The sequence below is a fragment of the Sphingomonas ginkgonis genome (assembly GCF_003970925.1).
Taxonomy (GTDB): Bacteria; Pseudomonadota; Alphaproteobacteria; order Sphingomonadales; family Sphingomonadaceae; genus Sphingomicrobium; species Sphingomicrobium ginkgonis.
In genome coordinates, this window is record NZ_RWJF01000001.1 from 2,262,246 (window position 1) to 2,282,983 (window position 20,738).

General features: G+C 61.1%; 18 protein-coding genes. 12 read left to right on the plus strand and 6 right to left on the minus strand.

What is annotated here, in order from left to right; translation table 11 throughout:
- Positions 1–72 precede the first annotated feature (72 nt).
- The 5 genes from HMF7854_RS11040 (at position 73) to HMF7854_RS11060 (ending at position 6,293) form a co-directional block, all read left to right on the plus strand.
- Positions 73–1,202 (plus strand): IS3 family transposase gene (locus tag HMF7854_RS11040; RefSeq protein WP_126719140.1). Its coding sequence is split into 2 segments (ribosomal slippage): positions 73–325 and positions 325–1,202, totalling 1,131 coding nucleotides; the frame shifts between segments, so codons are not numbered across the junction.
- A gap of 187 nt (positions 1,203–1,389) precedes the next feature.
- Positions 1,390–1,638, plus strand: a complete 249-nt coding sequence (locus HMF7854_RS11045; RefSeq protein WP_420822362.1) for a biotin/lipoyl-containing protein — start codon at positions 1,390–1,392, stop codon at positions 1,636–1,638.
- Between the two features lie 426 nt (positions 1,639–2,064).
- Positions 2,065–3,243, plus strand: a complete 1,179-nt coding sequence (locus tag HMF7854_RS11050; RefSeq protein WP_126719141.1) for an HlyD family secretion protein — start codon at positions 2,065–2,067, stop codon at positions 3,241–3,243.
- Entirely contained in the window at positions 3,244–4,827 is a 1,584-nt protein-coding gene (locus tag HMF7854_RS11055) for an MDR family MFS transporter (RefSeq protein ID WP_126719142.1), read from the plus strand. It abuts the gene before it with no gap.
- Positions 4,827–6,293: an efflux transporter outer membrane subunit gene (locus HMF7854_RS11060; protein ID WP_126719143.1), complete on the plus strand. Its 1,467-nt coding sequence runs from the start codon at positions 4,827–4,829 to the stop codon at positions 6,291–6,293. Before HMF7854_RS11055 ends, HMF7854_RS11060 begins: the two co-directional genes overlap by 1 nt.
- On the opposite strand, the gene HMF7854_RS11065 is transcribed toward HMF7854_RS11060, so the two are convergent.
- Both HMF7854_RS11065 and HMF7854_RS11070 read right to left on the minus strand, forming a co-directional pair.
- Positions 6,290–6,844: a TetR/AcrR family transcriptional regulator gene (locus HMF7854_RS11065; protein ID WP_126719144.1), complete on the minus strand. Its 555-nt coding sequence runs from the start codon at positions 6,842–6,844 to the stop codon at positions 6,290–6,292. The two genes, HMF7854_RS11060 and HMF7854_RS11065, sit on opposite strands and share 4 nt — an antisense overlap.
- Positions 6,845–7,307: 463 nt before the next feature.
- Complete coding sequence (locus tag HMF7854_RS11070) at positions 7,308–8,960, minus strand: family 43 glycosylhydrolase (protein WP_126719145.1); 1,653 nt, start codon at positions 8,958–8,960, stop codon at positions 7,308–7,310.
- Between the two features lie 258 nt (positions 8,961–9,218).
- Here HMF7854_RS11070 and HMF7854_RS11075 point away from each other — a divergent pair, with 258 nt between their 5' ends.
- On the plus strand, positions 9,219–9,635 hold the full coding sequence (locus HMF7854_RS11075; protein ID WP_126719146.1) for a nuclear transport factor 2 family protein: 417 nt from the start codon (positions 9,219–9,221) through the stop codon (positions 9,633–9,635).
- Between the two features lie 421 nt (positions 9,636–10,056).
- On the opposite strand, the gene HMF7854_RS11080 is transcribed toward HMF7854_RS11075, so the two are convergent.
- The gene (locus HMF7854_RS11080) at positions 10,057–10,773 is read right to left on the minus strand and encodes an IS6 family transposase (protein ID WP_126719147.1); all 717 of its coding nucleotides are present in this window, start codon (positions 10,771–10,773) and stop codon (positions 10,057–10,059) included.
- A 40-nt stretch (positions 10,774–10,813) separates the two neighbouring features.
- Positions 10,814–11,809 (minus strand): recombinase family protein, encoded by a 996-nt coding sequence (locus HMF7854_RS11085; RefSeq protein WP_239017039.1) that lies wholly within the window; start codon positions 11,807–11,809, stop codon positions 10,814–10,816.
- 162 nt (positions 11,810–11,971) lie between these two features.
- Between HMF7854_RS11085 and HMF7854_RS11090 the strand changes: the two genes are divergently transcribed.
- Positions 11,972–12,157: a hypothetical protein gene (locus tag HMF7854_RS11090; protein ID WP_126719149.1), complete on the plus strand. Its 186-nt coding sequence runs from the start codon at positions 11,972–11,974 to the stop codon at positions 12,155–12,157.
- A gap of 139 nt (positions 12,158–12,296) precedes the next feature.
- Complete coding sequence (locus HMF7854_RS11095; RefSeq protein WP_126719150.1) at positions 12,297–14,072, plus strand: recombinase family protein; 1,776 nt, start codon at positions 12,297–12,299, stop codon at positions 14,070–14,072.
- Here HMF7854_RS11095 and HMF7854_RS11100 read toward each other — a convergent pair.
- Positions 14,069–15,820 carry a recombinase family protein gene (locus HMF7854_RS11100; RefSeq protein WP_126719151.1) on the minus strand — a complete coding sequence of 584 codons (1,752 nt, stop codon included), beginning with the start codon at positions 15,818–15,820 and terminating at the stop codon, positions 14,069–14,071. The genes HMF7854_RS11095 and HMF7854_RS11100 overlap by 4 nt on opposite strands.
- Positions 15,821–16,127: 307 nt before the next feature.
- Between HMF7854_RS11100 and HMF7854_RS11105 the strand changes: the two genes are divergently transcribed.
- From HMF7854_RS11105 to HMF7854_RS11115, 3 genes are read left to right on the plus strand one after another with little or no spacing between them, the layout of a single operon-like run.
- Positions 16,128–16,592 (plus strand): hypothetical protein, encoded by a 465-nt coding sequence (locus tag HMF7854_RS11105; RefSeq protein WP_126719152.1) that lies wholly within the window; start codon positions 16,128–16,130, stop codon positions 16,590–16,592.
- Entirely contained in the window at positions 16,589–16,990 is a 402-nt protein-coding gene (locus tag HMF7854_RS11110; protein ID WP_126719153.1) for a hypothetical protein, read from the plus strand. Before HMF7854_RS11105 ends, HMF7854_RS11110 begins: the two co-directional genes overlap by 4 nt.
- The gene (locus tag HMF7854_RS11115) at positions 16,962–17,342 is read left to right on the plus strand and encodes a hypothetical protein (protein WP_126719154.1); all 381 of its coding nucleotides are present in this window, start codon (positions 16,962–16,964) and stop codon (positions 17,340–17,342) included. Before HMF7854_RS11110 ends, HMF7854_RS11115 begins: the two co-directional genes overlap by 29 nt.
- Before the next feature lie 85 nt (positions 17,343–17,427).
- Here HMF7854_RS11115 and HMF7854_RS11120 read toward each other — a convergent pair whose 3' ends face one another.
- Positions 17,428–18,498 carry a retroviral-like aspartic protease family protein gene (locus HMF7854_RS11120; protein WP_185829257.1) on the minus strand — a complete coding sequence of 357 codons (1,071 nt, stop codon included), beginning with the start codon at positions 18,496–18,498 and terminating at the stop codon, positions 17,428–17,430.
- Positions 18,499–19,257: 759 nt separating this feature from the next.
- Here HMF7854_RS11120 and HMF7854_RS11125 point away from each other — a divergent pair.
- Complete coding sequence (locus HMF7854_RS11125) at positions 19,258–19,776, plus strand: Ros/MucR family transcriptional regulator (protein WP_126719156.1); 519 nt, start codon at positions 19,258–19,260, stop codon at positions 19,774–19,776.
- The last annotated feature ends 962 nt before the right edge of the window (positions 19,777–20,738 follow it).

Genomic DNA, 20,738 nt, shown 5'->3' on the forward strand with positions numbered 1-20,738 from the left:
GTGCAGCATTTGACGTGCTCCCCTGAAACTCTGCCAGTTTGAGCTAGAGTCCGCCTTCGTGAGGAGACGGACGTGAAGAAGACCAGGTTCAGCGAGGAGCAGATCATCGCGGTGCTGCGCGAGCAGGAGGGCGGGATGAAGACCGCCGATGTGTGTCGCAAGCACGGGATCAGCAGCGCGACGCTGTACGCGTGGAAGGCGAAGTACGGCGGCATGGACGTGTCGCAGGCGCGCAAGCTGAAGGTGCTCGAGGAGGAGAACGGCCGGCTCAAACGGCTGCTGGCTGACGCCATGCTCGACAATGCCGTGCTGAAGGAAGTCGCGGCAAAAAATTGGTGAGGCCTGCCGCTCAGCGGAAGGCTGTCGAGCATGCTCGGCAGCTGTTCGGCATCAGCGAGCGTCGGGCGTGTACCATCTTCGGCGTAGATCGAACGTCGGTGCGCTACGCGCCCCGGCATAGTGATGATGGCGACCTGCGGTCGCGGCTGCGTGAGATCGCGGCGGAACGTCGGCGCTTCGGCTACCGGCGACTGGGGATCATGCTGGCCCGCGAGGGGCTGGTCATGAACCACAAGAAGCTGCTGCGGCTGTACCGCGAGGAGAACCTGCGGGTCAGGCGCCGTCGCGGACGGAAGCGAGCGATGGGCACCCGAGCACCCATGACGCTGCCACAGGGACCGAACCAGCGCTGGAGCCTCGACTTCGTTAGCGACACGCTGATCAGCGGCCGGCGCATCCGTATCCTGGCGGTAGTCGACGACTTCACGCGGGAATGCCTGGCGCTGGTGGTCGACACCTCGCTGTCAGGCGCACGCGTCGCTCGAGAGCTCGACGCCATCATCGCTGCCAGGGGCGTACCGCCGCTGATGATCGTCAGCGACAATGGCACCGAGCTGACCAGTCTGGCGGTCCTGAGATGGACGCAGGAACGACCGGTCGAGTGGCACTACATTGCACCCGGCAAGCCGCAGCAGAACGGCTACGTCGAGAGCTTCAACGGCCGACTGCATGACGAATGCCTCAACGAGACGCTGTTCGTGTCGCTCGGCCATGCCCGCTCGGTACTGCGGCTCTGGCGCGACGACTACAACCATGTGCGGCCGCATAGCGGTGTTGGCGGGCTGACGCCCGCCGATGCTGCCAAGCGGGTTGTGCAACACCGCCCCGAGGGGCACCATACCAACCCCGGACTCCAGTTATGACTGGTAGAGCTTTGGGGAGCACGTCACCGCGGCCTAGCGCGTCAGAAAACACCCGAATTCTTCCAACTGGTCTCGGAGCTCCCGCGAACGGCAAGCGGCAAGGTCGTGAAACACAGGCTGCGAGATCAGGCACGGAAAGGCTTTGTGAACCTCGAGGACGTGCAATCTGGATCTGCTCCCCAAAATAATGCTGGAGTTGATGCAAATGGCGAGTGAGATCATACTTCCGAAGATCGGTTTCTCGATGACCGAAGGGGAAATTGCTGAATGGCTGGTCCTTGACGGACAGACGGTCAATGCCGGTGAGCCGCTGTTTCTGCTCGAGGCCGACAAGTCGGCGACAGAAGTGGAGGCTCCCGCGAGCGGCACGCTCCGCATCCTTCGACAGCCGGGCGAAACATGCCCCGTCGGAACCGTGATCGGCCTTATTGAATAGCGAAGCAAAGGCACCGGACAGCTGGAATCTGGTCATCGGGCATTTTAGGCGTCTGGAAAGACCCAGTTGTTGACGTTTAGGCCAAGATTGCTGCGCCCCGAAAGCGGACGTTCGTTCACTGCGGTCGGTAGCACAGCTCAGACCCACACTCAGACATTCGGGCTCGAATCGCTGGTGCCCGATAGCGGACGTTTGTTTTGGCGCCGCTGAGATCCGGAACTGGCCGGATGCAGACCGTCCGCTTTTGAACCGTAGGTCCACAAATACGGCCCTCCGTGCAGCTAAGCTGCTGGTGACCGCTTTCGACCCTCACCTACCGCTCAAGCGGCAATCAACTGAATTCGAACCGCAGCCTTGAAACGGACATTATGTCCGGTTAAGGGGGCTGCGCCATTTACGGTGCACTCTCATCAGCCCGGAAATTAGATGAACCAGAACGAGCTCGATCATGATCGCGAGGCGTCTCCTGCGGCTGACGATCATTCGCCAGAAGGGGAGCCGGCCGCGCCGAAGATCAGCAAGCGAGCCAAGTTGATCCTTCTGGTTGTCGGTGTCGTCGTGTTGATTGCGGTGGCGTTTTGGTATGTTCGTCATCAGGAATATGGAAAGTATTTCCAGGAAACGAATGACGCGCAGGTCCAGGCGGATGCGGTCACCGTGGCGCCTCGCGTCGCGGGCTATGTCGCGGACGTGCTCGTCGCCGACAATCAGGACGTTCACCAAGGACAGCCATTACTTCGAATTGATCCTCGCGATTTCCGGGCCCAGGCCTCGCAAGCGGAAGCGCAAATCGCCCAGGCGGCGGCGGGGAGCCAGAACGCGCAGGCATCGATTGATGAGCAATATGCCATGATCGAGCAAGCTCGCGCGCAACTGACGGCCGCGCGCGCCAAGGCGGCGCACGACGCCGGTGAAGTCGCTCGCTATGCACCGCTCGCAGCGAGTGGCGCCGAAACCCGGCAGCAACTGGCGCAGCTTCGTGCGACGGCGTTCCAGTCAGCCCAGGATGCACGCGCTCAGGCTGCCACCCTGCTAGTGCAACAGCGCAAGGTTGCCGGCTTCCGCGCACAGATCGGGCAGAGTGAAGCGCAGCGCCGCGGCGCGAAGGCGCAGCTCGAGTCGGCCAATGTGAATGTCGGAGCAACGCTGATCCGGGCCGCGATCAACGGTCGGGTCGGCAACAAGACGGTGACTGTCGGGCAGTATGCGCAGGCCGGCACGCGGCTGATGTCGATCGTGCCCCTGGACAACCTCTACATCGTGGCCAACTTCAAGGAGACTCAACTAGCGTTGATGCGCGCTGGTCAGCCCGCGACCATCCATATCGATGCACTTGGCGGCGTCGAGCTCCAAGGCCGGGTTCTGAGCATTTCTCCCGGGACCGGCGGTCAGTTCTCGATCCTGCCGCCGCAGAATGCGACCGGCAACTTTACCAAGATCGTGCAGCGTGTCCCGGTCCGCATCGCCTTGCAGGCCGGTCCCGAGGCGCGCCGCCTGCTGGTACCCGGCCTGTCAGTCAGCGTCACCGTGGACACTACGTCGGCTAAAGGCGATCTTGACCGCATTCGCGAGCAGCAAGACAGGCTGAGCGGGTCAGCGCGCTAAGTGGCAAGCAAGGCGATAAGCTCAAGCCAAGGTGCTGCCTCGGCAGGACCAGTCGCCGAGCCGCGGGCCGACGCCGCCGCCTGGCTCGCCGTCGCCGCGGGAACGCTCGGTGCGCTGATGGCAACGCTCGACATCTCGATCGTCAACTCGGCGCTGCCGACGATCCAGGGCGAGATCGGCGCCAGCGGTACGGAAGGCACCTGGGTAGCAACGGCCTATCTCGTCGCCGAGATCGTTATAATCCCGCTGGCCGCCTGGCTTGAGCGGCTGCTTGGCCTGCGGACATTCCTGCTGATCGCGGCGGGAATGTTCACCATCTTCTCGATGGTCTGCGGAACCGCAAGCAGCCTCACGATGATGATTATCGGCCGTGTTGGTCAGGGATTCACCGGCGGAGCGATGATCCCCACGGCCCAGACCATCATCGCCACACGCCTGCCTCGTCGCCAGCAACCCATCGGCATCGCTCTATTTGGCGTCACGGCCATCCTAGGGCCCGTGATCGGTCCGCTGATCGGCGGCTGGCTGACCGAGAACTTCAGCTGGCATTACGCCTTTTTCCTCAATCTGCCGATCTGCGCCGGACTGGTCGTGCTGCTGCTGCTCGGGCTGCCGCACCATAAGGCTAAGCTTGCGTTGCTTACACAGGCCGACTGGCTCGGGATCGCGGGCTTGGCGCTCGGCCTGGGTGGACTGACGGTTCTCCTGGAAGAGGGTCAGCGCGAACTGTGGTTCGCCTCCGCGCTGATCCAGCGCATGGCTCTCGTTTCGGCGGCGGGTTTTACGATGCTGTTCGTCGGTCAGGTCCGCGCGAAGCGTCCGGTGATCAAGCTCAGCCTGCTTCTGGATCGGCAGTTCGGCTCGGTCGCGCTGATGGGCATGGTGCTTGGCGTGGTGCTCTACGGCACTTCCTACGCCATCCCTCAGTTTCTCGCCGCTGTAGCCGATTACAACGCTCTTCAGTCGGGCAAGGTGGTGCTGCTCTCAGGCATTCCCAGCCTGTTCATGATGGCCATCGTTCCCATCCTGCTGCGTACCGTCGACGTTCGCATCGCGGTCGCCGGCGGACTCCTCATCATGGGATTGGCGGCCCTGCTGGATGCGCATCTAACGATTGACTCGGCGGGAGCCGACTTCACCGTATCGCAGCTGTTGCGCGGGGTCGGGCAGATCCTGGGGATGCTGTTCCTCAGCCAAGCGGTGGTCCGGTCGGTGCCGCCCGAAGATGCCGGTGACGCCTCCGGATTATTCAATGCCGTACGCAATCTCGGCGGCAGCTTCGCGCTGGCCGGCATTTCCATTCTCCAAGAGGGGCGCGTGTGGCTGCACTCGCGCCGGATCGAAGAGGGCCTCACCGCCAATTCGCCGGCGGTACAGAGTTATGTCAGCGGCGTGTCGCAGGCCGTGGGCGGTGATGCTGCCGCGTTCCGGCTGATCAGCCAGCAGGTGCAAGGCCAAGCGCTCGTCATGGCGTTCAACGACATCTTCTGGATCATGGGGATTGGGACGTTTCTCGTCCTGCCCCTGGTCCTGTTCTTACGTCCATTCCCGAAGGACGCTGCACCTGCAGCGGTGATGCATTGATGAGAGAGAAAGTATTCCTAATTCCGGCTTGCGCGTTGCTGGCTGGCTGCACCGTCGGTCCGAACTATGCGGGTCCACCTGTCGCGGCTTCCGACGCCGTCGCGCGCGGCACTTTCGTTCGGGCCAGCGATCCGTCGTTTCGCGCAGACCTGGGTGTCGCTCGCTGGTGGGAAAGCCTCAACGATCCGCTACTGACCAGGCTGGTAGACGACGGACTGGCCCAGAGCCCCAACATTGACCTGGCTCAGGCGCGCATCCGTGAGGCGGCTTCGCAACTGACCCAGCAGCAGGCCAATCAGCTGCCCTCGATCAGCGCCAATGGTACTTACCTACGCGCGCAGCTGCCGGGTACGGGCCTTGGCGGGGGTAGTTCCGCTCAGGGGGGCGGCTCTTCGTCGACCCTGACCTTTTACAATGTCGGCGCCAATGCGTCCTGGGAGCCGGACCTGTTCGGCGGCGGACGGCGCGGCGTCGAGCAGAGCCGCGCCAACGTCGGCCGCCGCTTCGCCGATCTGGCCGACGCCCAGGTCAGCCTCGCCGCCCAGATCGCCCAAGCCTACGTCAATCTGCGCGATGCGCAGGAACGGTCACGCTTGAATGCGCAATCCAGCGAACTGCAGAAACGTGCGATCACGCTGACGAAGCAACGTTTTCAGGCGGGTACCGCCTCGACGCTCGATCTGGAGCGATTGCAGACTCAGTTTGATCAGACCCAAGCCCAGAACATTCCACTGAAGACGCAGGTGGATGAGTATCTGAACCAGTTGGCGGTCCTAACCGGCCGAACGCCGGGCGCCCTAGACCCGCTCCTCACTAGCGCCACGCCCGTCCCGCTTCCGCCGGCCAAGGTGCCGATCGGCGACCCCGCGTCGCTCATCGCCCGACGCCCCGACATCCGCTCGGCCGAGCGAGCGCTGGCCGCGAGCAACGCGCAAATCGGAGTCAACACGGCAAAGCTCTATCCCAGCCTGCGCTTCATGGGCATCCTTGGTCTTGGCGGGAGCACGCCGGGCGCAGTGCTCGACCCGTCCAACCTATCGACGATCCTTGCCCCGATGCTGAGCTGGTCATTCCTCGACTTCGGCCGCACGCGCGCTTCGATCCGACAGTCGGAGGCGCAGCGCGACCAAGCTTCGGCCCAATATCGCGAGGCGTTACTTGAAGCGCTCCAGGATGCCGAGACCAGCCTTTCGCGATTTGGCACTCTGCGTCTTCAGCTTGCCCAACTGCTCCAGGCGGAAGCTTCGGCGTCGCGCGCGGCCAATCTTAACGCCCAGCGGCTGCGGGCAGGAACAACCAGCCTAATCGACCAGCTCGATGTCGAGCGGCAGCGCCTGTCTGCGGCAAGCGCCGTGGCGCAGGCCCGGGCGCAGCTGACGATCAGCTATATCGCGGTGAACAAGAGCTTGGGGCTTGGGTGGACGGAGCTGGGCACACCACCGCCGGCCCAGGTACGATCGCGCTAACGAGGTCGAAGGCCAAGCATCAGCAAATCGAGAGCTTCGTTGATCCGCTCGCCAACTTCACGCTGATGGATGTTCGGCAGGACCGACCCGCTGACCATCCGCATTGCCAGCAGGACTTGTTGCGGGGTGACGCCAAAGCGCAGCTCGCCGCGTGCCTGAGCGCCTTCGACCAACGGAAGGAGCAGGTTCTCGAGCCGGGCGCCCAGCCGGTCGAACGCTGCAAGATTGTCCCCGTCCAACGAGATCTCAGATGTTAGGCGCGAGAAGAGCGCCGACGCGCCTGCACCATGACGGACCATGTCCGCGATCGTCTGCTCGACCGTGCCGTCTCGATCGAGCCGCTCCTCAATAAGGTCGACCTCATGTTCGAAGATAGCGATGGCGAGGGCCATGCGATCTTTGAAATTTCGGTAGAGCGTACCGCGACCGACCCCGGCACGCACAGCAATGTCTTCAAGTGGCACGCCAAAACCTGACTCGGCGAAGCATTGGGAAGCGGCGTTAATCAGTGCAGCCCGGCGCAAGCTTGCGTCTCTTCGCATCGGTTTCATTCGTTCGTGCTCCAGAGGACAGGCAAATACGAGAAGCGCTCGCTTGTACCCGTTCGTGGATGAACGAGCATCAGCCTAAGAACGTCAAAGCTCAGGCGGGACACGGATGTGTTTAACGAGGTTGAACCGCAGACGGAATCGGCCGAAGCCAGGGAGCAGGGCTTGGTGCTCGCAGCCATCGACGGCGATAGCTTCGTTGGGCATTGTCAGAAATAATACATCGCCGTTCTCCAAGCTGGTTAGTGGGGCGACGACGGGCGCGATGTTCTCCAGATAACCTGCTTCCTGCCCTCTTATGATCAAGCGTGATCGATGCGGATCCTGACCTCAGAAAGCAGCTTTGAACCAAATTCTGGTTAGTCTGACACTTCCCTGCCATCCGTTCAATTCGCCGCGGAGGGCTGCTTACGACGCTTCGCAAACATCGCGCAGGGCGAGTCATTCTGCTCCCGCCGCGTCTGGCTCAGCTCAACGCCCGATAACGATAGCGCCTGAACCGCGCCTCACCTTTGCCGGCCGCGAAGAGCGCTGGACGGAGGCTCAGCAAGTCGTCGACGGTGTTCGCATTGTAGCCGGACACCTCGCTCCGAACGCCGTGACGGGTCCAGGTCTTGCCATCAAGGCTATAATAGAATGTCACGATCTGATGATTGTTGACGATCCGCATATGCAGTCGACGGGTTGCGGGCGCGGGCTCACGCCAGTAGCTCAACTTGCCGCCACGATAGCTCCTCATCTGCTGGCCATCGATGCCCATGCCTAGGAACAGCCGGTCATTGAAGAACAGGACGAGCCCAGCTTCGGCACCACCCACCAACTCGACGTCCACGCTGACGTCGTACGCGCGGTCTCCCACCTGCTGAGTAAGCGGCGAGCAGTTGTGCGGGCCATCGCCCTTGCCCGCGAGCAACAATGCGCCGGCCTGCGTCCGGACCCGGCCTGCTTCGCCAGGGGCACTGGCATATAGGCTCCAGCGGGTTCCTAGAGATAGATCGACGAAGTCGTCCGAGCGTTGGAGGCCGTTCGGGACCGTTGACCCCAACGGCTTGCGCAAGGGACGGGAGAGGTCGGCGCCGGTCGCCCGGAACCAGCCGTCAGGGGTCCATTCGATCGGCTCCAGCAGGGTCTGGCGACCAAGCGTTCGATACCCGTTCTCGAACCCGTGATAGACCATGAACCAGCGGCCGTCCTGTCCTTCGACACAGGTCGCATGCCCGCGCGACCACCAGCGTTCCTCCGCCGTCGTCGTCCGTACGATCGGATTGTGCGGGCAATGTTCCCAGGGTCCGTTGATCGACTTCGATCGTGCGGCAACGACCATGTGGCCGGTTGGGGGGCCGCCGGTTCCGCCAACCGCATTGACGAGGTAGAAATAGTCTCCGCGCCGGAACAGTTTCGGGCCCTCGGGAGCGTAAGCCTCCGTGATCCAGGTCTCGGGATAGCGCCAGGCCTGGTACACCGCCTCTACCGGGCCCGCGGTGGCCAGACCGTCGCGGGACAGGCGGACCCGCTTGCCATCGTTGAAGAAAAGGTAGCGCTCGCCATCCTCGCCAACGACGTGACCCGGATCGATCAGGTCCGTGACTCCAAGATCGATCGGATCGCTCCACGGTCCATGCATGGAAGGAGCATGGATGACGTAAATGTTGGCGAAGCTGCGCAGCCCCTTAGACCAGGCGGCGGCCATGAACGGGATGTAGATGAAGTAACGGTTGCCATGCTTGGCGATGTCAACGGCGAAACAGGTGCCGAGCGGCTTTCGGAGCGCGGGGCCGATCGGGCGCCAGTTCACGAGATCGCGCGAGTGCCAGATGAGGAGACCCGGCGATGCGTCGAACGACGAGTGCGTCATGTAATAGTCGTCCCCGTCCTTCAGGACGGAAGGATCAGGGTAATCGCCAGCCAGCACCGGGTTCAGATAACGACCGTCGCCCAGGTCGGCCTTCCGCTGCCCTTCTATCCCGCGCGGCCATTGCACGACCGACTGGCCGCAAGAGGTTTCCTGTGCCGACGCCAAATCATCATTGAGCGATGCTGCGGCAGCGCGGGAGGTCATCGCGGGCATCCCAACGGCTCCGGCGAGCCAAAGCTTCAAGGCCTCGCGACGGCTTTCCATGTATGCGGCTCCTATATTAGAAGGTTCGTTCTAGTTTTAGGAGATGTCGGTCGCAAGAGTTATGTTGCCACTGTTTCCACCCTGAGTGGGCAATCTGCGAGTGGAAGCCGATCAGGCTAGGCGAGCGCCTCTGATTGGTGGAAAGCTGAAGGTCCGCTTTCGGAACGCGCGGCCAGGAAGCAGACGCTCGAAGGTCGAAGGTACGGTTTACTGTTCAGCACCCATTGCGGAGATCCCAAGGCAAGCTAACCTAACCCAATGAGCGATATTCATGAGCAAATCGAAGCAGTCGCAATCGAGTGGATGCAGGCTTGGGTGAGGTCTGATGCGGCCACGCTTGAAAAGTTCCTAGCCCCCGACTTCGCACTGATCGTGTCGGCAACTCCAAACCATCGGCTCGAACGGACGAATTGGCTAAACACTGCGTGCACGCGTTATCGGGCCAGCGAGTTCAGATACAGAGACGTGCAAGTTCGCGATCTTGGCGACGGCATTGCTGCCATGTCCTCGATCGCTGAGTTCAAGGCCGAGATCGATGGCGACCCTCGTACGGGTCCCTTATTCTTGGTCGATGTGTGGCGGCGAATGGAAGGGTGCTGGCGCGTCTGCACCCGCTACAGTTCAGCTCCAGAGGACGTTCGAACCGGATCCGCAGCGGTGACGACCTTACGCTGACGCCTACCAGTTGTCATATATGCCCCCGACCGTCGGCAGGTGGTGGTTAGCGGACCGACTGCTTTTGGGTGAAGACGGGGGAAAGCCGACGCCCGTTCAGGCGGCGCCGGAGGTCTGCTTAGCGCCCCATCTAAGACATTCAGGTCCAATGCGAGGCACGCAGTAAGCGGCCCTTCGTTCAGATTCGCCCGATGACGACCGTTAAGGAAAGCCAACGATTTTTCGCTTTTCTGTCGTTCATCCGGGGGCCGTTGTCTTCGAAGTTGAGTCACAGTGATCCGCCCAGATTTGACACATCAGCAGCTTAGGCGGGACAGGACGGCTGACGGAATGTGAATGTCAAGGCAACTGAGCGACCGGAGGTGTCAGACAAAAGCGAAAGCGTCTCTGCTGCGCGTAGCTGGATCTTTGATGTCCAGCCCTATCCGACAAGCCCCTGCCACTCGGCCAGGGCGGCCGAGCGGCGGAGCTTGAAGTCGGACCGGCTGACGAGGTGACGTTCGGCGTTGAAGTGATTGTGGAGGTTGGCGTGGACAGAGGCGAACTTCTGTAGGCTCTTCATCTGCCGAAATCTGAGCATGGCCCGTTCTCGTCGTCGAAACGCCAGATGGCTGTTCTCCACCCGGTTGTTGGCCCAGCGCCCAACCTCCTGCTTCCTCGTGTTGCCCAATTCGGTCATTGCGGCCTTGTAGGAGCGCAGCCCGTCAGTGGTGATCGCCTCCGGCGAGCCGTGGCGCTTCAGCGCCTTTTTCATGAACCGGAGTGCCGCGCCCTTGTCCCGCTCCTTGGTGACGAAGCTCTCGAGCACCTCGCCTTCATGGTCTACGGCACGCCACAGGAAGCGCATCTCGCCGTTCACCTTCACGTACATCTCGTCGAGGTGCCAACGCCACTGGCGGAAGCCCCGCAAGCGGTTCACTCGCTGGCGGCGGATGTCAGCGGCAAAGAGCGGGCCAAAGCGGTTCCACCAATAGCGCACCGTCTCATGGCAGATGTCGATCCCTCGTTCGTGCAGCAGATCCTCGACGTTCCGGAGGCTGAGCGGATAGCGAACGTACATCATCACCGCCAAGCGGATCACCTCGGGTGAGGTCTTGAAGTAGCGGAATGGGCTGGATGGAACACGGCGTCGAGGCATCCGTCTCCCCTACCCGCGCCTCCTTACCGGTCGGTGCATTTCATCTGACAGTGCCATCCTGCCCCTTGTAATAGCCTTCCTTGACCGCATAGCCGGGCGCAGCGGTGACTGTTCCCATGCGCCGCCCTAGCTCGTCGTAGAGAATGCCGGCGAGAAAACGGTCGGGCGACGGCCGGTTTGGAGCGCGCTGGTGTCGAAGGAGATCAACTCGGTTCCATGCCTCCCAGCTGATCAGCGGCGGAACGTTGATTTCGACCCATTCACCGTGCCGCCTCACTCGGCCGGAATAGATTGAGTTGGCGAGGATTTTGCCGACCGTGGCCGCGGTCATCGGCTGTCCGCCATGATCCAGGCCCGACTTCGACCGCCAACGCCGAGTTGTGATACCTCGCTGCTGGAGATCTCTAACCAGTTCACGAAGAGGCGTGATCTCGTACCGTTCGAACAGTTCTGCGACGAGCGGTGCCCGCTCCGGATCGATGACGAGCCGTCCGCCCGGCTCAACCAAATAGCCAAATGGCGGAAGGCCCCCAGCGAAGAGGCCGTTTTTAAGCAAAGCCGCCTTCTTGTCGCGGACGCGGTCCGACATGAGTTCCCGCTCGAATTGGGCGAAGGTCAGAAGGATGTTGAGGATGAGACGCCCGAGGCTGTCGGAGGTGTCGAAATTCTGAGTCACGCTGACAAAGGTGGCATCGTGCCGTTCGAACACGTCGATCAGGCGTACGAAGTCCAGCAGCGAACGGGTTAGTCGGTCGATCTTGTAGACGACGACCAGATCAACTCGGCCCGCCTCGATGTCCGTAAGCAACGCGGCGAGCGCCGGTCTTGCCAAGGTGCTTCCGGAGTAACCGCCGTCATCATAGCGCCCCGGCAGTTCGCGCCAGCGGCGATGAGCTTGGCTCTTAATGTAGGAGTGGCAAACTTCGCGCTGCAGATCGAGCGAGGTGACTGCCTGGTCGAGGCCACGTTCAGTACTTTTGCGCGTGTAGATCGCGCACCGTACGAACGGGGCAGAAGGAAAGGCGCGGCCAACCATCGCGATCAATCTCGAAAGGTCGTTCTTCTACACCTGCAGACCTCTGTCGGCGCCGACCTATGTTGGCGTAAGCGAACGAAGCTTTTCCTCCATTCAGTTTCGAACTAACATCCTGCCTCCACTGTGGGCTGCAATTTACAGCTACTTTCATGGAGGCTTGACATGCGCTTCATTCTTACGCTTGCCGCTGCCGCATCCTTGCTGGCTCCCCCCGCCTTTGCGGCGCCGTGTCGCGACGGCAAAGGTAAGTTCGTGAAGTGCGCCGAGACCAAGGCAGCCCCGAAGCGCTGCAAGGACGCCAAGGGTAAGTTCGCCAAGTGCGGCATTCCGGGTTCCAAGCCGGCTTGATCGACCGGATGGTTTAAGGCATATTTCTACTTGGTCAGCGTGCCGCTGATTGGATGGTGGGCCGGTTGCGAGCGATCGCGCCGGCCCTTTTCATGTTCTGGCGCTGCTGGCGTCCGGCTCTCCTCGCGGGAGAGGCTCCATGAACGATCTGCCAACACCTGCTATTCGCTGCGCGATCTACACCCGAAAGAGCAGCGAAGACGGGCTGCTGTCGAACCTCAATTCGCTCGAAGCGCAGCGAGAGGTCTGCCGCGCTTACATACAGTGCAATGCACATCGGGGTTGGAACGCTGTTCCGACCGACTATGACGACGGAGGTTTCTCCGGCAGCACCCTTGAGCGGCCAGCCTTGCAGCGCCTGATCATCGATATTCGTGAGCGCCGGATTGACGTCGTCTTGTTCTACAAAATCGATCGGCTGACGCGCTCGTTGGCAGATTTCGTCCGGCTGATGGAAGCTCTGAAGCCTTTCAAGGTGTCGTTCGTCAGCGTCACTCAGTCGTTCGATACCAGCGACACCATGGGCCGGATGATCTTGAATATCCTACTCACCTTTGCCCAGTTCGAACGCGAGATGATGGGCGATCGGATCCGCGATAAATTCGAGGTGATGCGAAGGCGCGGACTTTACATCCACGGCCTTCCCCCGCTCGGCTATGACAAGGTCGATCAGCAGCTGGTCGTCAACCACGCCGAGGCTCGAACCGTCGTGCGCATCTTCGAGCGCGTCAAAGAATGCACAACGATCCAGGACCTTGCGCGAACACTCTGCGCCGAAGGGATCCGCAGCAAGCGCTGGACGCTGCGTAACGGGCGAAGCAAGGGTGGAGGACCGATCACCGCTTTCAACCTGTACAAGCTGCTGCACAATCCCGTTTATCGCGGATGCGTTGTTCACGGCGGCAGACAATATCCTGCTCGCCATCCGGCCATCATCGACGAGGCCTTGTGGACCGAGGTACAGAACTGGCGGGAGCGTCGCGCCCGTCCGCGGATCAAATGGGACCCCGAGCGCAATCTCCTTCGCGGTTTGCTCTTCGACGAACATGGTCGACCGCTTCAAGCCGATGCCACCGGCGTATCTCCTCGCGCCTATCGGTCCTACGCTTCGCAGGTGAAAACCAAACGCCCCTTTGAAGATCTGCCGATCGTGCGAGTGCGGGCAGAGCGGGTCGAGGAACTAACGCTCGCCTCATTGATCGCCTTTTATGACGATCATAGCGAGGTCAGGCGCGCATTGCTCTGCATCGGCAGCTATGTCGATGAGCCTCGCGACCTGTTCCACCGCTGCGCTGCGGTTCGGGCGCGACTGGCTCAGCTGACCAGAGAGGAGCAGCGTTGCTTCCTGCGTGACCAACTCAGCCGGATTGAAATCAGTACCTCCGAGCTGCGCTTGTTTGTTCGCTGTTCCTCCATCCAGCGCTTGCTCGAGACCCATACCCTCGCCGACCTACTGACATCTCGAGCGCAAGATGGTGAGCGAACTCACCTTGTGACCGTGAACGCCTATCTGCAGGGTCCGTATGCTCGATTAAGGTTGCCCTTGAATGCTCGTTCAAACGAGGATCGGCGTTCAAACCCTGAATTGGTGGCTCTCCTCAACAAAGCCATTCAGCTGCGAGCCGAGGTGATGCGCAGGCGCGCTGACGATCTGCGGGAGATTGCGGCTTCAAAGCGCATGAGCGTCAACTATCTGTCCCGACTGATCCGCCTCACCTATTTAGCGCCTGACATCCAGGCAGCCATTCTCGATGGCTGCCAGCCCGCTTCGCTCACGCGCGATCGGCTACTCTACTGCGGACTACCAGCCGCTTGGCCCCAGCAACGCGCGTTGCTCGAGTTCCCCGAGCCATCGTCGGGCATAACCGACTGCTCTGGTCATATGCGGCCTCGCCTCGGCCAGAGCCCGCCCTAAGTGATGACGGCACCAACATCGACAGGGCTGCTCTCTCTAGCGCCATCGATTTCGGTGAACTTGAAGAAGCGGCGCTGCTGCGTCCAGTCGAGCGGCATGGGCTTGTACATGAGGTCACGCACGCTCAGCCCTGAAGGCTGTTGCCCATCCAAGATGGCGGCGCGGATGTCGGGTGCTAAATAGTTGACGCGCAACAGGCGATGGAATGCACTCACGCTAAGCCGGAAGCGTTTGGCGAGGACCTCCGGCGAGGTCTCCCGTTCCTCAAGGATCAAACGTTGAGCACTAAGCGCACGGCGAAGCAGGTTCACCAGCTTGCGATTGGGTGCCCCGGTTCTTCCGGAGCGCTGCACGGGCAAGCTGAAATCACGATGCGCACAGGTGAGTTGGGCATCCAAGCTCAAAAGGTAGAGCCGCTCACCCTTCTGTCGTTCCACCGGAACTTGGAAATGGCCAAAGCCGTCCCACGAGAGAAACTGCTCGAGGGCAGCGATCGAGATGTAGAGCCTCAGGTCAGTCACGGTCACAACCAAGTGATCGAGAACGGCTACGAGCCATTCTCTCAAAGCCGTTCGGTTCATCATGTCGACCCGCTGAGAGGCAACCGACCCGGCGTCTTCGAGGTGTTTATCGGAGGGACGGGGCTGACCGGACAGGAGGAGACGCTTTAAACGGGTTCGATCATCGAGCAGGCCGCGTAGCGCCACGACTACCAGTCGTTCGGTCTCGTCCGCATTGACCCGAACCAGACCCGGCGAGCAGGGATCCCGGCGGGACTTGGGGGCGCTTTGATAATAGCGGACGCCGCCACCGCGCTCGGAGCAGTAGTAGCGTCGGCCATCATCGCCAAGCAGCAGGTCTCGCAGCAGAAACTTACCGCGATCCCAAGGAACCTTGGCCTTGGTTCGGACAGCACGAAGTTGTTGCACGCTGTCCCACAGCGACCGTTCCACGATCGGCGGGTGAACGCCCGGAAACCACTCCGTTCCAGACCTGATGAAGCCGATATAGACGGGGTTCTTTAGGACTGAGTACATCGTCCCGCGCTCAATCAATCCTCCCCCGCGAACCTTGCCTTTTCTGGTGAGGATCTGCTTGCAGCGGACGCCTTCCGCCTGGAGCTGGCGGAGCACCCCATGGGCGTTGGGGAATTCCTGGTAGCGCTCGAAGATGGTTCGAACGAGCTTGGCCTCGGCTTCGTTGACGACCAGGCGACCTTGCACACGGTCATAGCCCAGTGGTGGCGGGCCTTGAACATGAAGCCCACGCTGACGCATCGACAGCAGCTTGTCTCGCACCCGATCGGACAACATCTCCCGTTCAAACTGGGCGAAGGTGAGCAAGATATTGAGGACCATCCGACCCATGCTGGTCGACGTATCGAAGGATTGCGTGACGCTCACGAACGCCACGCCGAGGCGCTGCACCCCGTCCATCAGACGCACGAAGTCGGCGAGGGACCGGGTGAGCCGATCAATCTTGTAGAAGAGTACGACGTCGATCTCGCCCGCTGCCATATCGGCCAGCAGGCGCGTCAAGGCTGGGCGGTTGAGATCGCCGCCCGACCAGCCCTCATCGGCATAGAGGGTGGACACTTCACTCCAACCAAGGTGCGCGTGGCAGCGAATATAGGCCGAGCAAACCTCCCGTTGTGCCTCGAGAGACGTCCACTCCTGGCTGGCACCAACGAGCGTGCTCTTTCTGGTGTATATCGCACACCGCACCGAGTTCTGGCCGCGGTCTTCCATTCTTCCCTCCTGAGGTCATTTGGCGAGCCTTGGAGAAGAACAATGTGGACGTTCAGAAGCAGCCGCTTGATCGCTCTGCAGAAAAGTTCCTCACCATTTTCGCGCCGATCTGGTTTGAGCTATCTCGTAAGCGCTTGATTTTCTTCAAACCAATGTGACTGTTTAAGCTCACTGTTACGTTTGACATGCGAGCCAGCAGTCCTCGAAGGCAGCCAGGTCTAACGATCAACCGCCGCCCGAGAGCAGGCAAGGCGTCACTCCTCCTAGGCGTCCAAACCTGGCCATTTGTCGTCAGGGAGTATCTTCAATGCGTATCATCACACTGGCGTTGCCGGTGACGATCCTGCTTGCCGCCGTTCCGGCGCAGGCCGCCAACGTGACATTCACGGGCGTACTCACCAACAGTTGCACGCTTAGCCTTACTACGCCGGGCATCCTGGCTCCCGCCACCAGCGGCACCATCTTCGGATCGGAGCAGAGTGGCGGCACAGCGGCAGTCATGGCCGTTGCGGCAGTGGGCGTCTTCCCCACGATCACGTTCAACGCTCCTTCGGTAACGTTGGCGCCGACCAACTGGACGGCCACGCACACCGACGAGATCCGTTATACGAGCGCCAATGGTGCGAGCCAGGTGTACACTTCCGGGAGCAGCAGCTTTCGCGAAACCGGATTGCTTGACACCTTCACCGTTCACGGCCGCATCAGCAGTGCCGAGGGGTTTGCCGGCGGCAGCTACGCGCTGACCAGCGTCGTGACCTGTTCGCAGCTATGAAGAAGCCGTCGATGATCTGCGCAGGCGTGGCGGTTCTTGCTGCTCCGCCTGCGGCGGCGGTCAGCCTCGGACCGCTTACGAAGAGCGGCATCACCGATGGACCGGACAAGGCCTTCTACCTGAGCCTGGGCAACCCGTACCAGGGCGAGGAGAGGTTCGTAGCTTCGGCCATCGGCGCGGATGATGAGAACGCCCAGGGGCGTGTCACCATCTTTCCGTCCGACGTCCGGCTCGGGCCGCAGATGCGCCGACAGATCCTCATCATTATCCGGAACCTTGAACCGGGTGAACACTACAGCTTCCGTGTCTGCGCGGAGCGTGCCCCCCTCCCCTCGGAGACCGTCCGTGCCCGTGTCTGCTCGAAACTCAATGCTCGCCGCCTGCTTGTTCGCGGCTAGCGCACCCGCGCTGGCCGGCGGCTTCTACCTTCCGCCTGCGCCCACCGGATCGGGCGGCGAGGACCGCATCGAAACCTCGTCTGGAACGCGCTGCAGCCAAAGCATGAACTCGAGCGGCGCCTATGTCGACGTGGGCGTTGCGGGGAGTTCGTCAACCGGTCGCGACCAGTCTAGCTACGCCGCGCCGCTGGCCGGTCCGGACGCTGGCCACTCGTCAGAAGCGCTCGGCTATGCTCGGGTCACCATCCCGCTCGGCCGTCGTCCGGAACGGCTCGACTGCTCGCGCCTCTATGAACTCGAGATCGCACGCATGAAGCGTGAAATTGAGCTGTTGAAGATGGCCGCAGAATAATCGCGTCCACCGCTCCCGAACGGTCGTCCGCTTGTGGCACGAGAAGACATCAGACCGCTTACACGCGACGCATCGCTCCCTCGCCTTAAGGCAGGCAAGCCTCGTTGCCGTTGATGCCCGAGATGCGCGAGTAGTTGTCCGGGTTGGTGCTGATGACAATTCCCTGCGAGGCGCAGCGGCGGAGCTGGAAACGGACCTTCCGGTGATAAAAGTCCAGCGACACGCGGCGGAACTGCTCCATGAGGTCGGTGCCGAGCAGGAGCGCGGGCTGGTCGGCGAGCCCGAACAGCTTGAACGGCGGCGCATCGACGAAAGCGATCGGCACGTCGTGCAGCAGGATCGGCCCGATCTCCAGCTCGTCGACGATCGCCATTTCGATCTGCATGGTTCCACCGGTGACGCCGATCACGTCGATGGTCCGGACGTTCGCGCGCCGCTTACGGATCAGCTTGTCGCGCAGCGCGATGTTGCCGATCGTCACTTCGCTCCCGCTGTCGATAATCGCGTCGAGCCGCTGGCTGGACGCCCGCACCGCGGTCAGGATCAGCTGCCCGCGCCGGCGCCGGGCGACGACAACGATCTCGCCCGGCAGCGCGCGGATCGCGGCGCGGCCGTCCTCGACCTTGATGAGCCTCTTGTCGAAGTCCATCAGCAAACGCTGCTGCACCAGCGCGTCGAGCCCAATCATGCCCGCCCCGCCGACATCGCCCTCGTTGAGTGCCGGCAGTTCGAGGTCGTGCACGGTCGTCCCGCCCAGCGTGAACGAGGCGACCTTGACCCGCGCGACCAGCGCGCTCTCCGTCATTCCATGGAGCGTGACCGGGGTCCCGAGTGGAAGGGCGAGCTGCCCCGCCAGCCCGGTTCCGACCACCGAGGTGTCCGCCCCGCTGTCGACAATGAATTTATAGGGTCCGCGCCCGTTGATGAGAACGTCGACGCTGAGCCGGGTCTCGACCTTGCGAGCCTTGACGTCCGTGCCGCCGATCTGAAGCGCCGGGTCGTAGCTGGCGGGCGGCAGCGGCGCGATGGTCGAGGGCCGGTCCGGCGCCGGCTGCGGTCGTCCAATCCGCGGCGGCTCGGGGGCAGCGGAGGCCGGCGGGACCGCGGCGGCGAGGCTCAGGAAAAGGGCGCCGATATGGACAGGCGGCGGGAACATGGGGACCTTCTTGCTCAACCTAAACATCTTACCACAGGCAGCTTTGGAATCGAACAGAGTGCAAGCGCGCGAACACACTTCCGGGTCGACCGCCGCGCTCAACATGGTTTGACCCGTCCCATTGTTGAACGGAGACCCCGCTCCTCCTTTCGCCGACCCTCATTGTGGCTAGCTTTCAGTGACCGGAAAGGAGAGCCGCTATGCCTCTTTGGTTACTCGTGCTGCTACTCTGGGTCGCTCCAGGAGTGTTGTTGTTCGGTGCGCTTGCAGCATCCATCCGCGGAAGGATGACAGGAATTTGCTGGTGGAAAGGCCGCGCCGTGGCCAAGCTTCGGAGAGCGCCTTTCGAGCGACCTCAGGGCCATGCTCTTGGCAATCATGCGCACATGGGCTCGAAGATAGTCGCGCCATCAGCCCTGGCGCCCGCCCTACTCGTTCTGCACACTGTTCAGGTAACATACGCAGCGCTCTACTTCTCACCGACAAACTTTGATCAGTCGGTCACATAAGTCTACGTAGTCGATCGCTCAGCTAACGATCTGCTGTGATCAGCAACATATGCTTGGCTGGCCACTCGCGGAAGCGCTCAGTCGCTCAAACCAATTCCCTATTCACTTACGCCGTTTGACGCCTCAGACTTGATGTCAAAGAGTTCTTTAGATACGATTGTCTCGAAAACGACGGAGCACTCGATAAAGCTCGTTTGAGCCTCCTCAGTGCACATTTTTTCATCTCTCTTGTTTTTCACTGGAATTAAGCATGGCAGACGAACAGAGTTTCGATGCGGTCGAACTCGCCACCGAGCTGACGATCGCTTGGTTATCGAACCCCAACAATCGGGCACACGCGAGCGAAGTGCCGGCAGTTCTTCAGACCATGCACAAGGCGGTGCAAGACCTTTGCGGTGCGCCGACGACGCCAAGCGAGCAAGCCGGAGACAAACGCGACTATACCCCGGCTGTAACGGCGCGCCGCTCGCTGGCGTCACCAGATCACATCATTTCGATGATCGATGGTAAGCCATACAAGACGCTAAAGCGCCATCTCTCGACCCATGGATTAACACCTGTCCAATATCGTGAGCGCTATGGCTTGAAGCCAGACTACCCGATGGTTGCGCCCACCTATTCCGCAAAGCGCCGCGAGACGGCTCATCAGATCGGCTTGGGGCGGAAGCGGCGTACCGATGCCGATGAAAGTGCGGTTGCCAAGGCGGCCCCAGGACAGCCTGAATCCAAGCGCCGGAGGCGTAAGTCGGCCGCAGTTGCCGCCGAATAGCGGTTTATGAGTTCTTTAGATGAACAAGCCGTCGGCCATGAAGACCCAACTCCATCTTTCAAAGGCGCCTTCATGCTCTTATAAGTAATTATTCGTTTACGTAGCTTTCTAGCAGCAGAACCGGGATGGAAGCGAATGAGCCGCTTCGTCTAATATCGCCCGCTTGCAATGTCCCGAAGCGTCGTTCGACTTCTCTGGACGACGCGACCTTTCGGGGTGCTGTAGGTGCATCCGTTATCGTCGCAGATAACTCCGGATGGCTTTGATTCAAGTATCCATCTACACCCGTAAACACCCAGGCTTTCCAGGTATTGAGCGTTATGCATATTCCGGCAAAAAGCTTTTACTTCAGCCTCAGTATATCTGCCAATTTGCCGATGAGCGGCTTGCACAGGTGTATTAATGATTCCCAGAAGCACTAAAAGGCTCGCGCCAACGAAGGCTAGGCGTGGAATTGCCATCGTGATTCCTCCTAATTGAAGGACTGCCGCGTTAGCTCAACGAGGTCGAAGCTGCATCAGCTTCTCTGTTCGAAGGACCTGCGAGCGATTAGCCTGGCGATAAACCACGCATTTATGAGATTTGTTGCAGAGAACCATTTGGTGGTCTGGGCCGCCATCGCAACCATAGTGACCATGCTCGTCAAAACCGAGCAGCTCTCCGCCAATTGCGTTGCAGTACTTCCGGACATCTGCGGGCGAGTAGGTCCCCCGCGTTGCGGCGAGAGCATAACCCGAGGTGCCAAGAGCCATCGCAGCAAAAGCGTATATCAGAGCCTTTCGAAGCATTATTGTTCTCCTCAGGACCGTTTGTAAACGCCACGAGTCGACACTTTCGTGTAGCAGAAAGCTGTCAAATTTGCATGCCCGAGTAATAATTCGGCCGGAAACTCGATTCGGTGTTTAGAGCAGACAGTGTCTATCATTGCCCTTTGCAGGCCTCGACCAGAACCATTCGCCGCC

Excerpts from the sequence above, each read along its gene's own strand:
- HMF7854_RS11120 (WP_185829257.1), bottom strand. The coding sequence starts at position 18,498 with ATGTTCCCGCCGCCTGTCCATATCGGCGCCCTTTTCCTGAGCCTCGCC.
- HMF7854_RS11080 (WP_126719147.1), bottom strand. The coding sequence starts at position 10,773 with ATGCCTCGACGCCGTGTTCCATCCAGCCCATTCCGCTACTTCAAGACC.
- HMF7854_RS11075 (WP_126719146.1), top strand. The coding sequence starts at position 9,219 with ATGAGCGATATTCATGAGCAAATCGAAGCAGTCGCAATCGAGTGGATG.
- HMF7854_RS11090 (WP_126719149.1), top strand. The coding sequence starts at position 11,972 with ATGCGCTTCATTCTTACGCTTGCCGCTGCCGCATCCTTGCTGGCTCCC.
- HMF7854_RS11100 (WP_126719151.1), bottom strand. The coding sequence starts at position 15,820 with ATGGAAGACCGCGGCCAGAACTCGGTGCGGTGTGCGATATACACCAGA.
- HMF7854_RS11065 (WP_126719144.1), bottom strand. The coding sequence starts at position 6,844 with ATGAAACCGATGCGAAGAGACGCAAGCTTGCGCCGGGCTGCACTGATT.
- HMF7854_RS11110 (WP_126719153.1), top strand. The coding sequence starts at position 16,589 with ATGAAGAAGCCGTCGATGATCTGCGCAGGCGTGGCGGTTCTTGCTGCT.
- HMF7854_RS11105 (WP_126719152.1), top strand. The coding sequence starts at position 16,128 with ATGCGTATCATCACACTGGCGTTGCCGGTGACGATCCTGCTTGCCGCC.
- HMF7854_RS11060 (WP_126719143.1), top strand. The coding sequence starts at position 4,827 with ATGAGAGAGAAAGTATTCCTAATTCCGGCTTGCGCGTTGCTGGCTGGC.
- HMF7854_RS11050 (WP_126719141.1), top strand. The coding sequence starts at position 2,065 with ATGAACCAGAACGAGCTCGATCATGATCGCGAGGCGTCTCCTGCGGCT.
- HMF7854_RS11045 (WP_420822362.1), top strand. The coding sequence starts at position 1,390 with ATGCTGGAGTTGATGCAAATGGCGAGTGAGATCATACTTCCGAAGATC.
- HMF7854_RS11125 (WP_126719156.1), top strand. The coding sequence starts at position 19,258 with ATGGCAGACGAACAGAGTTTCGATGCGGTCGAACTCGCCACCGAGCTG.
- HMF7854_RS11085 (WP_239017039.1), bottom strand. The coding sequence starts at position 11,809 with ATGGTTGGCCGCGCCTTTCCTTCTGCCCCGTTCGTACGGTGCGCGATC.
- HMF7854_RS11095 (WP_126719150.1), top strand. The coding sequence starts at position 12,297 with ATGAACGATCTGCCAACACCTGCTATTCGCTGCGCGATCTACACCCGA.
- HMF7854_RS11115 (WP_126719154.1), top strand. The coding sequence starts at position 16,962 with ATGCTCGCCGCCTGCTTGTTCGCGGCTAGCGCACCCGCGCTGGCCGGC.
- HMF7854_RS11070 (WP_126719145.1), bottom strand. The coding sequence starts at position 8,960 with ATGGAAAGCCGTCGCGAGGCCTTGAAGCTTTGGCTCGCCGGAGCCGTT.